The 14,944-nt window shown below is 71.7% G+C and carries 14 protein-coding genes and 1 pseudogene; 5 read left to right on the plus strand and 10 right to left on the minus strand.

Annotated features, from left to right (window positions below; all coding sequences use genetic code 11):
- Positions 1-180 (minus strand): annotated as a pseudogene (locus tag AB0959_RS21810) (hypothetical protein); the annotation flags it as partial.
- Between the two features lie 228 nt (positions 181-408).
- On the opposite strand from AB0959_RS21810, the gene AB0959_RS21815 reads away from it, so the two are divergent.
- On the plus strand, positions 409-1,164 hold the full coding sequence (locus tag AB0959_RS21815) for a helix-turn-helix domain-containing protein (RefSeq protein WP_366828093.1): 756 nt from the start codon (positions 409-411) through the stop codon (positions 1,162-1,164).
- A gap of 6 nt (positions 1,165-1,170) precedes the next feature.
- Here the strand turns inward: AB0959_RS21815 and AB0959_RS21820 are convergent, their stop codons facing one another.
- The 4 genes from AB0959_RS21820 to AB0959_RS21835 all read right to left on the minus strand — a co-directional run bounded on the left by AB0959_RS21820 (position 1,171) and on the right by AB0959_RS21835 (position 4,975).
- Positions 1,171-2,334: a hypothetical protein gene (locus AB0959_RS21820; protein ID WP_366828095.1), complete on the minus strand. Its 1,164-nt coding sequence runs from the start codon at positions 2,332-2,334 to the stop codon at positions 1,171-1,173.
- The gene (locus AB0959_RS21825) at positions 2,334-2,996 is read right to left on the minus strand and encodes an RNA polymerase sigma factor (protein WP_366828096.1); all 663 of its coding nucleotides are present in this window, start codon (positions 2,994-2,996) and stop codon (positions 2,334-2,336) included. The genes AB0959_RS21820 and AB0959_RS21825 overlap by 1 nt, the downstream gene beginning before the upstream one ends.
- Positions 2,997-3,491: 495 nt before the next feature.
- On the minus strand, positions 3,492-4,361 hold the full coding sequence (locus AB0959_RS21830) for a hypothetical protein (RefSeq protein WP_366828097.1): 870 nt from the start codon (positions 4,359-4,361) through the stop codon (positions 3,492-3,494).
- Positions 4,358-4,975 (minus strand): RNA polymerase sigma factor, encoded by a 618-nt coding sequence (locus AB0959_RS21835; RefSeq protein WP_366828098.1) that lies wholly within the window; start codon positions 4,973-4,975, stop codon positions 4,358-4,360. Before AB0959_RS21835 ends, AB0959_RS21830 begins: the two co-directional genes overlap by 4 nt.
- Positions 4,976-5,426: 451 nt before the next feature.
- On the opposite strand from AB0959_RS21835, the gene AB0959_RS21840 reads away from it, so the two are divergent.
- The gene (locus AB0959_RS21840; protein WP_366828234.1) at positions 5,427-8,177 is read left to right on the plus strand and encodes an FG-GAP-like repeat-containing protein; all 2,751 of its coding nucleotides are present in this window, start codon (positions 5,427-5,429) and stop codon (positions 8,175-8,177) included.
- A gap of 217 nt (positions 8,178-8,394) precedes the next feature.
- Here the strand turns inward: AB0959_RS21840 and AB0959_RS21845 are convergent, their stop codons facing one another.
- From AB0959_RS21845 to AB0959_RS21865, 5 genes are all read right to left on the minus strand, one after another.
- Positions 8,395-8,871: a hypothetical protein gene (locus AB0959_RS21845; RefSeq protein ID WP_366828099.1), complete on the minus strand. Its 477-nt coding sequence runs from the start codon at positions 8,869-8,871 to the stop codon at positions 8,395-8,397.
- Between the two features lie 151 nt (positions 8,872-9,022).
- Complete coding sequence (locus AB0959_RS21850) at positions 9,023-9,625, minus strand: hypothetical protein (protein WP_366828100.1); 603 nt, start codon at positions 9,623-9,625, stop codon at positions 9,023-9,025.
- Positions 9,626-9,742: 117 nt separating this feature from the next.
- A complete protein-coding gene (locus AB0959_RS21855) occupies positions 9,743-10,261 on the minus strand; it encodes a hypothetical protein (RefSeq protein ID WP_366828235.1) in 519 nt (172 codons plus the stop codon).
- 102 nt (positions 10,262-10,363) lie between these two features.
- Positions 10,364-11,134 carry a DUF4328 domain-containing protein gene (locus AB0959_RS21860; RefSeq protein WP_366828101.1) on the minus strand — a complete coding sequence of 257 codons (771 nt, stop codon included), beginning with the start codon at positions 11,132-11,134 and terminating at the stop codon, positions 10,364-10,366.
- A gap of 150 nt (positions 11,135-11,284) precedes the next feature.
- On the minus strand, positions 11,285-12,940 hold the full coding sequence (locus tag AB0959_RS21865) for a glycoside hydrolase family 20 protein (protein WP_366828102.1): 1,656 nt from the start codon (positions 12,938-12,940) through the stop codon (positions 11,285-11,287).
- Positions 12,941-13,179: 239 nt separating this feature from the next.
- Between AB0959_RS21865 and AB0959_RS21870 the strand changes: the two genes are divergently transcribed.
- The 3 genes from AB0959_RS21870 (at position 13,180) to AB0959_RS21880 (ending at position 14,921) form a co-directional block, all read left to right on the plus strand.
- Positions 13,180-13,761 (plus strand): 2-oxo-4-hydroxy-4-carboxy-5-ureidoimidazoline decarboxylase, encoded by a 582-nt coding sequence (locus AB0959_RS21870; protein WP_366828236.1) that lies wholly within the window; start codon positions 13,180-13,182, stop codon positions 13,759-13,761.
- Positions 13,762-14,043: 282 nt separating this feature from the next.
- Positions 14,044-14,424 (plus strand): succinate dehydrogenase, cytochrome b556 subunit, encoded by a 381-nt coding sequence (gene sdhC / locus AB0959_RS21875; RefSeq protein WP_366828103.1) that lies wholly within the window; start codon positions 14,044-14,046, stop codon positions 14,422-14,424.
- Positions 14,425-14,429: 5 nt separating this feature from the next.
- Positions 14,430-14,921: a succinate dehydrogenase hydrophobic membrane anchor subunit gene (locus AB0959_RS21880; protein ID WP_366828104.1), complete on the plus strand. Its 492-nt coding sequence runs from the start codon at positions 14,430-14,432 to the stop codon at positions 14,919-14,921.
- Positions 14,922-14,944: the final 23 nt, after the last annotated feature.

Genomic DNA, 14,944 nt, shown 5'->3' on the forward strand with positions numbered 1-14,944 from the left:
GACGCCGTCGCCGTGCTCGACCGTGGTCTGTTCGGCGGCCTTGACGTCGCGGCTCTTGGCGGGGTCCGCGGGCAGGACCTCGACGGTGGTGTCGGTGCGGTCGGCGGCGATGAACTGGATGCGTCCCGCGGGGATGTCGAGGACGGCGGAGATCGGGGCGGGGGTGTCGAACTTCTGCATGGTGCGCTCCTTCGGCTTCGGCTCGTTGTTTCCGACACCAGAAACGCTACGTTGCGTTCAAGAACTCGGCAACAGTTTCGTTGCGCCAAATCGGCACTTCCGCAGGTAGTGACGCAAGTATTGTTGCAATGGGCGTGAATTTAACGCAACAGTGACTCGCGCATTCGTTGCAACAGATGAAGAGTGAACGCTATAGTGGCGGCACCGAGGAGCACGAAGGAGATCACGATGCCGGGAGGCAGGCTCACTCAGCAGGAACGCCAGCAGATCGCGCTGGGCATGGCCGACGGACTCGCCTACGCGGAGATCGCCAGACGTCTCGACCGCCCCACGTCGACGGTCACGCGTGAGGTGATGCGCAACGGCGGCCCCACCGCCTACCGCGCCGACCTCGCCCACCGCGCCACCGAACGCCGCGCCCACCGGCGCCGGCAGGCCGCGCCCCGAGGGCCCCAGGCACCCGTGCAGGACCGTGGCCGCGACACCGAGGCCGTGCGCGAGTACGAGGAGACGTTCACCACCCTCCTCATGCACCAGGGCGTGCCCAAGATGATGTCCCGGGTGCTGACCTGCCTCTTCACCACCGACGCGGGCAGCCTCACCGCGTCCGAACTCGCCCAGCGCCTCCAGGTCAGCAAGGCGTCCGTCTCCAAGGCGGTCGCGTTCCTCGATAACCAGGGCCTCATCAGCCGGGAACGCGACGAGCGCCGCCGCGAGCGCTACGCCGTCAATGACGACGTCTGGTTCCAGTCGATGGTCGCCGCCGCCCAGTCCAACTTCGAACTCGCCGAGACCGCACGGCAGGGCGTCGGCATTCTCGGCCCCGGCAGCCCGGCCGCCACCCGGCTCGAGAACATCGCCCGCTTCATGGACTTCGTCGGCGAGAGCATGCTCCGCGCCGCGGAGCAGACCCGCGACGTCCTCTTCACGAAACCCGAAGCGACCTCGGACGGCGCTGCCACGCCGGGTTCGGATCAGGAATAGACAGGCTCAGCGAACGGACAGGCCCAGCGAAGCGCCCGGCGCCGAACCCGAAGGACCCGAACCCGAAGGACCTGCGCCGTGGGGCGTGGAAACGAGGTTGACGGAGCCGCCGTTGCCGCGGTGGCCGTTGCCCTGGTGGCCGTTGCCGCCGGGCAGGACGCCTGAGCCGCCGTCGCGGCCCCCTCTGCCTCGGCCGCCCTTGTCCTTGCCCTTGCCACCCTCGTCGTTGCCGCCCTTGCCCTTACCCTTGCCCTTGCCGCCGTTGCCCCGGCCGGAGCCCGTGTCGCCGTTGCCGGGGGTGTCGGTGCCCGTGGCCCTGCGGTCGCCCTGGTTGCCCAGGACGCCCTTGCAGTACTTGTTCACCTTGCCCTTGCCGCCTGCCGCGCCTTCCAGGCCGCGCCTGCGGTCGGAGTCCAGCTTCCTGCCGTCGCGGACGTCGCGGCAGGCCGCGAGGACACCACCGCGCCATCCGTTGCCGGAGCCGCGCCAGTCCTTCTTGGAGTCACTGGAGCCCTTGGAGCCCCTGGAGTCCTTGGAGTCGTCCGGCTGCCCGGTGGCGCCACCGCCCCGGGCCGTGTCCTCCCTGGCGCTCCCGTCGTCGGCTCCGCCCGCGCCGCCGTCGGGCGAGGACCCACCGGCCGGGGGCTTCGCGGTGCCCTCCGGCGACGGCGACATGAGCGGCAGGTCGGGCGTCACCGGGGCGGAGACCGTCGAGGCGGGCTCCGGCCGGTCGTCACGGAACGGAGTCGGAAGGACTCCGGCCGCGGCCGCCACGGCGACCCCGCCGAGCATCCCGGCGGCCAGCGTCGCGGCCATCCCGAACCGCACCGGACGGCCCCAGCGGGCGCGCCGCCCCTCCGGTCCGGGCAGCCCGAGCCGCACGAGCCCGGCGTCGGCGGACCGCGCCGTGACCTGCGCACGGGCACCGGTGGACAGCGTCAGATCCTCGTTGTCCCGCTCCCCGCGCGCCTTGCGAAAGGCCGCCAATGCGGCTTCCTCCCCCGGGAGTTCGACGTCCTCGGAGGGCATACCGGGGGTCAGCGCGTCCAGAGCCGCCGTGAGTCGGTCGGCGGCGGCGCGGGCGTCGGCGTCGACGGCTTCCAGCGGCTCACCACGCAGCAGGCGCTCCGCCGCTTCGCGGTCCAGCCACTTGTAGTGCTCGTCGGCCATCACATGTCCTTCTGCGTCCGCGAACGCATATGCGTCACACCGGCGGACGTCACCGCGCGTGTCCACGCGTCTCTCTGCGGGGGTACGGCGTCGAGTGCGCCGGTTGACTCCGGGTCCGCGCCGAGCAGCTCCGCGAGCCGCTTCAGTCCACGGTGGGCGGCGGTGCGTACGGCTCCGGGCCGCTTGCCCAGGGTCTCGGCGGCCGTCTTGGCGTCGAGACCCACGACGACACGCAGGACGACCGCCTCCGCCTGGTCCTGCGGCAGCTGGGCGATCAGCGAGAGCGTGCGGCCGGTGGCGAGCGCCTCCATGGCCTCGCCCGCGGTGTCCGACTCGGCGGCCTTCCCGGTCAGCTCGGTCTCGTCACCGCCGATCGCCGGGCGCCGCCCGCGCATCCGTATGTGGTCGAGCGCGCGGTTGCGGGCGATACGGGCGGCCCAGCCCCGGAACCGGTCCGCGTCCCCGCTGAACCGCTCCAGGTCCCTGGCTATCTGCAGCCACGCCTCGGAGGTGACGTCCTCCGCGTCGGGGTCGCCGACCAGCGTCCGCACATATCCGAGCAGCCGTGGGTGCACCGCGCGGTACACAGTCCGGAACGCGGTCTCGTTCCCGTCCTGTGCCGCAAGTACGGCGGCGGTCAGCTCCGCGTCGTCCCCCAGCACCTGCGCGCGCCCTTCTTTGCGCCTAAGCCGGCGCCGCTTTCGCGGACCCGGTTCTCGCCGTCGTGGTTGCTCAATTGATGGTTGCGGTCTTCAGGCCGGCCGTCGGCGGTTGCGGGTAGTCGTCCGCTGTCCGCGCTCCGGCGCGAAACGCACGTTACGGCCTGAATCTGCCCCTCGTCCATGTCCGTAGAACATGCAACTAACTCGTGACGCGGTGAGGTGTGACAGAAAACGCACCCGTGGCGCTGTAGAGAGTACGGGCCGCCGCGCGGCCCGTGCCGTGCGACGGTCGGGGCCTCTCCTGTGGGGGGTGGCGGCCCCGGCCGTTGCCGTCGGCGGAGTTGGCCGGGTGTCTTGCGAGTACGGGGGTCTTGCGAGCACGCCGGCCCTACTTCGTTTTCAGGGCTTTCGCCGGACCTGACGTCTTCCAGGACTTCGGCCGGCCCCGACTTCGCTCGGAGTGCCAGTCTTCTGGGGCGTGTCCGGCTCGGGGCCCTACTTCTGCTTGGACTTCTCCGTGCCCGCGCCGCCGGAGCCGCCAGAGCCTCCGGTGTCACCCGCGGCACTCGATGCGGCGGACGGGCCCGCGCCATTGTCCTGGCCCTGTCCCTGGCCCTGGCCCTGCCCTTGGTCCTGCTCCTGACCCTGCCCCTGGCCCTGACTGCCGCCGTCGCGGTCGCTCTCGCCGAGCTGCCTGGCGCAGTACGCGTCCACGTTCGCCTCGCCGCCGGCCGCGTCGATCAGGCGCTGCCAGGCGGTGGCGTCCAGGGCCTTGCCACTGTCCTTGACCTTCTCGTAGGCGCGGCAGTGGGCCTCGGTGTCCCGGGCCTGCGAGGGGTGGCCCGACGGACCCGACGGGGAGGCGCCCGGAGCGGGAGCCGACGACGACCCGGCCGAGTCCGAGGACGTGGCCCCGGGCCGCTCGGGGGCGCCGCTCGACGATCCGCCGCGCCCTTGCCCGTCGCTGTCGCCGTCCGACGAGACGCCGATGGCGGCCACGGCGACCCCGCCGAGGGTCAGGCTGGCCAGCAGCGCCGCGAGCGTGGTCCGCAGCGAACGCCCGGCCCGCTGCTCACCCCGCGGGCGCCAGTCGTCGCCCCGCCGGGTACGGGACGCCCTGTGGGCCCCCTGCTCGCGTGCCGCCCTGAACGCCGCGACGGCCCGCGCCTCGCGCTCGCTGTCCACGTCGTGGGACCGCACGGCGGCGAGGAGCACGTCGACGGCGACGGGAGAGGCCTCCATCCGCAAATCCTCCGGGGCATCGGCCCCGGGGCGCACGAAGTGACGGCGGGACGGCCCGCTGTCGCCCTGTTGTCCGTCCATGTCCACCTCACCTCCGTTCGACGGCTGCCTGTCGTCGTTCATCTCGACTCCCCCAGCGTTCGGGGGTCCTCATCCGTCACACCCTCCGCACCGAGCAGCCGCGCCAGGCGCTTGAGTCCGCGGTGGGCGGCGGTACGGACCGCGCCCGGGCGTTTACCGAGCGCACGGGCGGCGGCGGGCCCGTCCAGGCCGACCACCACCCGCAGCAGCACGGCCTCGGCCTGGTCGCGCGGCAGCTGGGCCACCAGCTCCAGGGCGTGCTCGGTGGAGAGGGACTCCATCGCCTGGTCGTACGTGCTGTGGGCGCCGGGCAGATCCAGGACGTCGCTCTCCAGTCCGGTCGCCCGGGGCCGTACCTTCTGCCGGCGCAGATGGTCCAGCGCCCGGTGCCGGGCGATGGTCGCGGTCCAGCCGCGAAAGCCCGCGCCGTCCCCCTTGAACCGCCCGAGATCCCGCGCTATCTCCAGCCACGCGTCGGACGCGACGTCCTCCGCGTCGTTGCCCACCAGACCCCGCAGATAGCCGAGCAGGCCCGGCTGCACGATCCGGTACGCCACGGCGAACGCGGCCTCGTCCCCCTCCTGGGCCCGCGCGACGGCAGCACCCAGCTCCCCGTCGTACGACTGCACGCGGCGGGGTTCCCCTCGCTGGCTCACTACTGTCCTCGTTCGCACCGAGATCGAGTTCGAGTCCTCCGGTCCGGCCGGACGTGGTCACTTCCGGTTGTGTCCGCGTCCTCCAAGGTCAACAGCGCCGCAGAGCACAGAACTGTCACAGCTCACCATCAGCCCCAAGAGCCCCGGGGGCCTCCCAAAGGATCAACACCGGGCGCGTACATGGGAGTTGACGACGGGGAGGAACCACGTCCACGGCTCGGCCGAGGGGGAGGCCCGGCAGCGCGGCCATCGGGGTGATGTACCCCACACCTTTCCCTCCCGATGATGATGTTCCGCCCTCCCTATGTGCTCAATAGAGGGCTACCCGTGTACCGGGCGTTTGCTTTGTGTTGGTTTTCTAGGGGTGGGGTATTTGAGGCGGGGTAAGAGCCATGCCTACAGGCCGCTCAGCGTCAAGCGGAGGGCGTGGCTGACACTGGGGGCCGTCGTGATGGGCGGGGCGGGCGTCGTGACGTACGCCGTCGCCAGTCCGAGCAGTGGGCCGACCACCGACGGGCCACGTACCAAGCGGCCTGTCGACGTGCGGGACGTCGCGCTGTCCGCCACCGCCACCGGCAGCGGCAGCGGCAGCGGCAGTAGCAGCGGCAAGGGACAGGCGGCGCGGCTGGAGCGGACGGACACCGAGGAGTTCTCGCTGCTCGGCGTCTCCTGGACCGGCGCCACCGCCAAGCTCGACGGCACCGCACAGGTCCGTACCCGCAGCGTCGCGACCGGCGAGTGGTCCGGCTGGCGGAAGCTGGACCTGAGCCCGCTCCCCGTCGACCGGGGCGAACAGAGCGCACAGGACGAACAGGGTGAACAGGGCGGCTCCGGCGCCAAGAAGGCGCGCGGAGCCTCCGAGCCCCTGTGGGTCGGCCCGAGCGACGGCGTCGAGGCACGGGTCGTCGCCGCGGACGGTTCCTCGACCGCCGGGCTGCCCAAGGGACTCGAGGTCAGCCTCGTCGACCCCGGCGTCACCGCGGCCGAACTCCGCAACAAGGGGCTCGACGCCACGACGGGCGCGGCCCCCGGCATGAGCAACGCCGCGTTCCTCGCCGACGACCCCACGGGCACGCCCTCGGACAGCGCCTCCCCCTCGGACTCCGCGTCCCCCGCGGACACGCCCGGGTCCGACGAGCCCTCCGCCGACGCCACCCCCGACGCGAGCACCGACACGACCGCCGAGCCGGACGCCACCGAGTCCGAGTCCGACTCCCCCGCCCCGGCGATCCGGCCGACCCCGGTCACCTCCACGGTCAAGAAGCCCCCGATCGTCTCCCGTGCCCGCTGGGGCGCCGACGAGTCGACGGTGACGGGCTCACCCGAGTACATCGACGAGATCAGCGCGGTCTTCGTCCACCACACGGCCGGGACGAACGCGTACAGCTGCGCCCAGTCCCCGGCGCTGATCCGCGCGATCATGGCGTACGACGTCCAGACGGCCGGGCGCGGCGACATCGGCTACAACTTCCTGGTCGACAAGTGCGGCCGTGTCTTCGAGGGCCGCGCGGGCGGCGCCGACCTGTCGGTGCGCGGCGACCACACGTACGGCTTCAACGGCGACTCCGTGGGCATCGCGGTCCTCGGCGACTTCGAGGGCGGCAGCGGTACGACCGCCGGCAAACCGACGCGGGCCGCCGTGGAGTCCGTGGCGCGGCTGGCCGCGTGGAAGCTCGGCCAGTACGACGGCGACCCGACCGGCAAGGTCACCCTGACCGCGGCCGAGGACACGGGCGTGTACGCCAAGGGCGACGAGGCCACGCTGAACGTGATCTCCGGCGGCAAGGACGCGGCCACCACCACGTCCCCCGGCAGGAACCTCTCCTCCAAGCTCGCCGAGATCCGCCGCTACGCGGCCTCGCCCGGCAGGAACTCCGCGATCCCGACCGCCGACTACACGGGAGACGGCGTCAGCGACCTCGTGGCCGCCACCCCGAAGACGGGCAGCGGCTGGATCACCCTCGTGCCCGGCGGTGTCAGCGCCCCGGTGTCCGCCTCCAAGCTCCGCATGAACCAGGCGAGCACGGGCGTCCCGGGTGCCGCCGAGTCCGGCGACCAGTGGGGTGCCGCCACCGCGTGGGGCGACATCAACGCCGACGGCTACGCGGACCTCGCGATCGGCGCGCCGGGCGAGGACGACTCCACCGGGCACAAGGACCGGGGTGCGGTGACGATCCTGTACGGCCCGAGGTTCGACAGCGCGGCCGACGCCGACACCATGGCGCTCGGCGACGACTACAACCCGAACAGCGCGAAGTTCGGCTCGACCGTGGCCGTGGGCGACTTCAACGCCGACGGCAGGGCGGACGTCTTCACCGCGGCCCTCGGCACCGGCGGCAACTGGGCCGCCCGCTTCAACGACGGCCACGAGGTCGCGGGCGACATCACGACGGTGACCGGCTCCCTGGCCTACGCCGACGCCACGACCGGCGACTTCAACCGGGACGGCTACGCGGACGTGGCGCTGAACTACCGTGACGCCTCCGGCGCCGGCAAGGTCGTCTGGTTCAAGGGCTCCAGGTCCCTCGGTCTCACCAAGGTCTCCACGCTCAGCGTCAAGGGCGGCCGCTCCATCGCCGTGGGCGACGTGAACGGCAACGGCTACGACGACATCGTCATCGGCCAGCCGTACAAGGGCGAGTCCGGTGGCGCCGCGGGCGGACAGGTCACCATGGTCCCCGGCACGTCCACGGGCTTCACGACCACCGGCATGACCACCGTCCACCAGGGCACGAGCGGTGTGGAGGGCGCCTCGGAGGACAGCGACGCCTTCGGCGCCTCCGTCTCGGTGGGCGACTTCAACGCCGACGGTTACGCGGACGTCCTGACGGGCGCCCCGAACGAGGACATCACCCGCGCCGACAAGAACCGCGCCAACGCGGGCTCGGTCTGGCTCCTCAAGGGCACGTCGTCCGGTCTGACGGGCACCGGCTCCCTCGCCCTGTCCCAGGACGCCCCGGACGTCCCCGGCTCCACGGAGACCGACGACAAGTTCGGCTCCGCCGTCTCCCTGACCGACCTCACGGGCGACGGCTACGCCGACCTCACCATCGGCACCGAGGGCGAGGACACCGGCAACGGCACCCTCCTGTGGGTCCCGGTACCGAACGGCACGGTCACGACGACCGGGTCGGCGTACTACGGGCTGACGCAGTTGGGCACGTCGGCGGGGGGCCGACTGGGTCAGGTGCTGACGCCGTAAGGCACACAAGGCACGGCGCACAGTCACAAGAACGCCGGACGGGCTGGTCTTCCAGCCGTCCGGCGTTTGGCTTCCGGCCGTCGGGCGTCTGGCTTCGGGCCGTCCGGCGTCTGGCTTCCGGCCGCCGGACGTGTGGCTTCCAGCCCGTCCGACATTTGGGCACAGGACCGTCCAGACCGACCCTTCCAGCCCGTCCGACCCTTGAGGACGAGGCCGTTCAGGCCGACCGGGGGCCTGGGGGCGGAGCCCCCTGGGGACGGGACTGGGTAGGGGCGGCGGGGGCGAAGTCACCCAGCGCGTCCAGACACAACAACCTCAGCGACCCGTCCCCCGCATACGACCTGCGCGCCTCATCGATCGGATCCCAGTACCGACCGTCCGGCGTCCGCACCCACAACTCCCCGTCCGACGACACCCAGTCCCCGCCACTCGCGCGGACGATCACCTCACCCGCGTACGCGCCGAACCCGCGCACCACACTCTCGGCAGCCGCCCACGGCGTCCCCTCCCGCCGTAGCTCCTCGATCATCCGGTCCACGCGCCACAGACTTCGCGCCGAGTAGTCGAGACGCACCCGCGCCCCTTCGCGCATCATCCCCACCACGTCCGCCGCCCACCGAATGGGTTTGCTCGCGGGATGGCTCCTTGCCCCGTGCTGCGTCGCCGTCCGTGCCGTCTGCTGTGCGTCGTTCACACTCGGAAAAGCGTCCTCCGCTCGCGCCGCGTCACGCGAAAACGGCTGGTTCCGCGACACCGGCGCATGACCGCCACAGTGGCAGCAGGACGATCACAGGACCCTTGCAGCGACCGGGGTTTGAGAATGCGAACGCCGGTCCGGCCGAGCGTCACACCTTGCCCCGCGCCCGCCGCGACACCACCGCCCGCAACACCCGCCGCCCCTCCGTCGACACGTCGAGCGCCTGCCGCACCCCGTTCGCCCCGTGCCCGGCGAGCAGTTCCAGCACGATGACCTGGCGGCGCAGCTCGGCGGCGACGAGCGGGGACATGCCCTCCGTGCGCCCCTCGCGGCGGGCGGTCACGGACGTACCGCCCGCCTCCGTCCTCCTGGCCATGGGATCGAGCAGCCGGTGTATCCGCAGGGCGGCCACGGAGCAGGCGTCGGCCCACTCCCGCAACGCCCCGGGGGACCGCTCGCCGGGCACGGCGGCCAGCATCCGCCGGGCCAGCAGGGCGGCCTCGTCCTCGACGGCACCGCCGCCGAACCCGCCGCCCTCGCCCTCGACGTCCCCCACGCCCAACTCCCCGCGCACCTTGGTGACCCGCGCTCCCCAGTCGCCCCAGAGGTCCCCGTCCGCGAGGCTCGCCCACAGCGGGCGCAGCACATCGTCCTCGCCCCCGAGCAGCGGAACGCAGCGATCCAAACAGGCCAACCCGCTGGCGGCCAGCCCCCGTTCGTCGGCCTGTGCGATCAGTTCCACCAGGCTCATCACGCCTCCCCTTTATCGTGGCTCGGTTCGCCTCCGGGGCGCGGGAGCCGGCACCGAGAGGCATCCGCCGATACGGAGCCCGCACTTCCCCTTACTGCGTGCAACGGCCCGGGAGTGTCACAGGGGCACCACCCCGAGCCGGTCGAGTAATTGGAACAGCAGGTTTTCGGCCACCGGCGCCGCCGGGTCCGGCTCCAAGGCCAGTACGTCGGCGAGCCGTTCGGCGTTCACGGTGCGCCCGGCCTCGGCGGCCCAGGCGACGGCCCGCTCGGCGGCGTCGCGCGGCTCCAGGAAGTAGTCCTCGACGGTGAGACCGTCCTCGGTACCGGCCAGGTACCCGGCCATCGCCCCGCGCGCCAGGCACGTGGTCCAGCCCCCGCTCTCGGGACCGGCGGCCTCGATGACCACGCAGTCGCTGTCCATGACGTACCCGAAGAGCGCGGGCGCCCCGGTCTCGCGGGCGAGCGCGTGCATGCTCCCGACGTCACCGGAGCCGTCCTGGTTCGGGTACTCCCAGACCTGCCAGCCGTCGTCCGCCGTCGAGAGCAGCGACATGCCCTCGGCCCCGGCCAGCGCGTCGAACTCCGCGAGCGGCCGCTCGCTTCTGCCCACGACGTAGTAGCCCCAGTAGCCCATCCCGCGTCCCCCCGGCATCTCGGCACGACTCGCGCCGACTCCACCACAGCCGTACGGAAGTTTGCCCCCGGAATCGGGCAATCCGCCCCGCCGGACCCGAGGTCAGCCCGAGAGGGGCACGGGCACGGCCGGCCCGCTGCGCGCCTTCGTGTCCTGCATCCGGGTCAGCGTGAGCACGAAGAGGATGGCGAGGACCGCCGCGACGACGTCGACCGCGTCCGCGAACAGCACCTGCCCCGCGGCCTGCCGGATCTCCGGCGCCGATTCCGCGCCGCGGTACGCGCTGAAGCCGACCCGGCCGGCGACGAAGCTGATCAGCCACGCGGCCCACCAGCCGTTCACGAGCCCGTGCGACCGGGGCGCGTTCCAGGGGCTGCTCGCGTCCCAGATGTCGAGCGCGATCCGGCGCGGGAACCACAGGTTCACGACCGGCACGAACCAGCCGCCCACCGCCCAGCCCCGCTTCTTGCGGTGCCCGAACGGATCGAACACCTCGGCGTTCACCCGCACCCGGTGGAACCAGACGAGGAAGACGACGGCGCTGGAGAGCAGGGCGGCCGTCTGTACGAGACCGGCCGTCGCGAACAGCGAGTCCGCCCGCGAGGCCCTGCGCTGCACGGCCTCACCGGCGTCGCCGTCCGCGATGTCGCCCACCACGTCGTACATCATGAGGTCCGCCCAGATCGCGAACAGGTCGGCGGCGATGACGACGCCGAGCAGCACGGCGGCGGCCCGGCCGAGCCCGACGGGCGAGCTCAGCCAGGCGTTGTGGCCGTGCGGCGGAGCCACGGGCGCGGCGCCCGCCGCCGCGCAGTGTGCGCAGACGACCCCGTCGGGTGCCGCTTCGAAGTGCTGGCATCTCGTGCAGAGCATGGTGAGCTGGCCCCCCGTGTCGGATCAACAGAACCGCACGGGCTCTCCCCAGACCTCCCGCGCGGCACGCGGAACATACGGCTCATCCGCCGCGCGCGTCCACCGGTTTCGCCCACCGCACGGGCCCCCGGCTGGTATCTGCGGGGCGGGTCAGCCGAGCTGGTCCGCCAGCTTCGTGAACTCCGCCCAGGACAGGGCCGGCTTCCCCGGGTCCCACAGCTTCTGGGTCAGCGCCCGCAGCGGCATCCGTACGCCCGCCGCCACCTGCGCCTCGGTCTGGGAGTTCGCCAGGTCGCACCAGACCGCGAAGGACCCGCCGAGGATCTGGGGGTCGTAGCGCGCGGGTACCGCGGTCGTGTCGCGCAGCACCCGTGGGGTCCACTGCTCGTAGATCCGCTGCCCGGTCGGGTAGACGAACTGGTTGGGCTCGCCGAGGACGTAGTACAGGAACTCGTCGTTGTAGTTGATCACGTCACGCCCGGCGCTCAGATACTCGATGGGCTCCCGGGCCCCGATCTCCTTGCCCGTCCAGTAGGCGACCTGGATGTCTCGCGCGGGCTGTACCGTCCCGCCGCTGAAGAACCCGTCGTTCCAGGCGCGCATCGTCCGGTCGTGCTTGCGGACCGTGGCGGCGCGGTCGTTCATCCAGCCCGTCGCCAGGTCGGCCACGGTCGCCCCCGCCCCGTACTTGGCCCGTGCCGCGCTCGCCAGCTGGGGGTAGGACGCCTCGGGGTTGGAGACCATCAGGGCCCGGTACTCGTCGGCGCCGAGGTGCCAGTAGGGGCCGGGGAACAGGTCCGCGTACTCGTTCAGCAGGTCGTCGACCATCTTCGCCGCCGCGGGCTTGGAGATGTCGACGGCGCCGGAGGCGGCCACGCCACTGGCGTTGCGCAGCTGCAGGTCCGGGTGCGCGGCGATCACCGCGCCGAGGTGGCCCGGCGAGTCGATCTCGGGGACGACCTTGATGTGGCGGCTCGCGGCGAGGGCCAGGATGCTGCGCACCTGCGCCTTGGTGAGGTGCTGCTGCGACACCACCTCGGGGTGCGAGTCCGACTCGATGCGGAACCCCTGGTCGTCGGAGAAGTGCAGTCCGAGCTGGTTGTACTTCAGGTCGCCCAGTTCGCGGATGCGGTCCTCGATCCAGCCCGCCGTGAAGTGCTTGCGCGCGATGTCCAGCATGAACCCGCGCTGGGGCTTGGCCGGCTCGTCGTTCACGACGCCCTCGGGTGCCGTACCGCCGCCGTGCACCTCCTGCTTGAGGGTGCGCGTGCCGTAGAAGACGCCCGTGTCGGTGGGTGCGGAGATCGTCACGCGCTGGTTCCGCACGGTCAGCTTGTACGCCTCCGAGGACGGCTGGTCCTTGCCGTTGAGCGCCAGCTGGACGTCCCCGTCGCAGGGCGCGGCCTGGCCGGCGTACGTGAGGCCGAGCTCGCTCGCGGTGAGCTTGCCCTCGTCCGCCAGCTTCTTGTCGTCGATCACCAGCCGGGCACCGTCGGTGGGGCGCCAGCCGGGGCCGCGGGCGGGCGTGTGCTGACGTACCGCCGGGATGGTCCGGGGCGCCTCGGAGAGCGGGTACGAGCGCGAGGGCGACGAGGACGGGGACGGGGTCGGACAGTCGCCGGGGTCGCTCCCCGCGCCCACCCGCGACGGCTGGGCCGCGCTCGGCTCGTCCGTGTCACCGCCCGGCCAGACGGTCACGCCCAGCGCGACGGCACCACTCGCCACGGCGATTCCCACGCCGAGAAGCAACCCCTTCGGCATCACGAACGTCTTGTTACGGGGTGCCCGGCGCCGACCACGGTTCATAACGCGCCTCCCTTTGCTCCCTCAGTCCGTTTCCGCCGCATCTCACGTACCTCCACTCACACACCTCCATCTTCGAACCTACGACGTCCATCCGCCCCGGCCGTCCACCAGCGGTTCCGAAACTCTCCCGTCCGGGTGAATTTCGGGCACCGTTCGGCCAGCCGTTGACCGCCCTCGATAACGTGACGGCACATCTCGCACACCACTCCCAGCCGACCCCTGCGCGACGTCCACAAGACATCGCCACACACCGCCGAGGACCCACGCTGCCTTCGCACCGTCTTCCCCACCTCCCCGGCGAGGTCGCGTTCCCGGAACAGCCGCGCACCGCCCCCGGCCCCTCGGCCCTGGAGCGGTTCAACACCGTGCCCGCCGACGAGGCCGAGCGCGCCCTGCTGACCTGCTGCCGGAGCCTGCGCTGGGCCCACCGCGTCGCCGAGCACAGGCCCTACCCGGACCTGAACGCGCTCCTCGCCGCGGCCGACGAGGCGGCCTACGACCTGACACCCACCGACGTCGCCGAGGCCCTCGCCGGCGAGACGCTCACCATGCTCCCGGACGGCGCGTACTCCGCCGCCCACACCGCGCTGAGCGCCGCACACGCCGCGTACGAGAGCCGCTTCGGCCACGTCTTCGTCATCTGCCTGGACGACGCCCCCGCCAACGAGGCCCTCGACCGGGTCCTCACCGGCATCCGGTCACGGTTGACCAACGATCCGGAGGAGGAACGCCTCCTCGCAGCGGAGGAACTCCGCCGCCTGGCAAGGGGACGGCTGAGGAGGGTCGTACGGAACTTTTCGGCCCAGGCCGCGCACCAGTAGGGGCGCGGGGCTGTATCTGATGTGCGGCTCCGCCGCGTGGGCGCGATCAGCCACAAACAACCAGGCACCCGGCAGACAACCCAAACCCCCACCCCGGATGCCGCCCGCTACTCACCCATACGCGCACCTTCCGCATGCCGTTTCGATCACACCCGTAGGCCCCCCGTAAGCGCCGCTGACACACATCGCTACGATGGCCAGGGCCGGTGGACCGTACCCGGCCGGGCCCGACCGACAGCACAAGCCGGCGCGGCCCCAATCCCCGCTCCCGGAGGAAATTCCGTGCCGGCTGGAACGCTGTACCGCGGCCGGGAAGGAATGTGGTCCTGGGTGGCTCACCGAGTCACCGGCGTCCTCATCTTCTTCTTCCTGTTCGTACACGTGCTGGACACCGCTCTCGTCCGTGTCTCTCCCGAGGCCTACGACAAGGTCGTGGCCACGTACAAGACGCCGATCGTCGCGCTGCTGGAGTACGGCCTCGTCGCCGCCATCCTCTTCCACGCGCTCAACGGCCTGCGCGTCATCGCCGTCGACTTCTGGGCCAAGGGCCCGCGCTTCCAGAAGCAGATGCTCTGGACCGTCGTCGGCGTCTGGCTGGTACTGATGCTCGGGGCGCTGTACCCCGTCCTCGGCCACGCCGTCCGCGAAGTCTTCGGGAGCTGAGGCAGATGTCCACCACTGAGACCACCGAATCCGGAATCGGCCCGGTAGAGGGCGCGGGCGAGATGTCGGGGTACAGCCCCGAGAACCCCGCTCCCGTCATCGAGCCGCCCCGCAAGCGCACCAAGAAGACCCCGAAGTCGACCCGCGGCAACTTCGAGATGTACGGCTGGCTGTTCATGCGCCTGTCCGGCATCGTGCTGGTCGTCCTGGTCATCGGCCACCTGCTGATCCAGCTCGTCCTCGACGGCGGCGTCTCCAAGATCGGCTTCGCGTTCGTCGCGGGCCGCTGGGCCTCGCCGTTCTGGCAGACCTGGGACCTGCTGATGCTGTGGCTGGCCATGCTGCACGGCGCGAACGGCCTGCGTACGATCATCAATGACTACGCGGAGCGCCCGAACACGCGCCTGTGGCTGAAGGGCCTGCTGTACACCGCCACGGTGTTCACCATCCTGCTGGGCACGCTGGTGATCTTCACCTTCGACCCGAACATCCGCTAGGCACGGGGCTGAGGTATCCACTC

It is taken from the genome of Streptomyces sp. NPDC046862 (genome assembly GCF_040704615.1).
Taxonomy (GTDB): Bacteria; Actinomycetota; Actinomycetes; order Streptomycetales; family Streptomycetaceae; genus Streptomyces.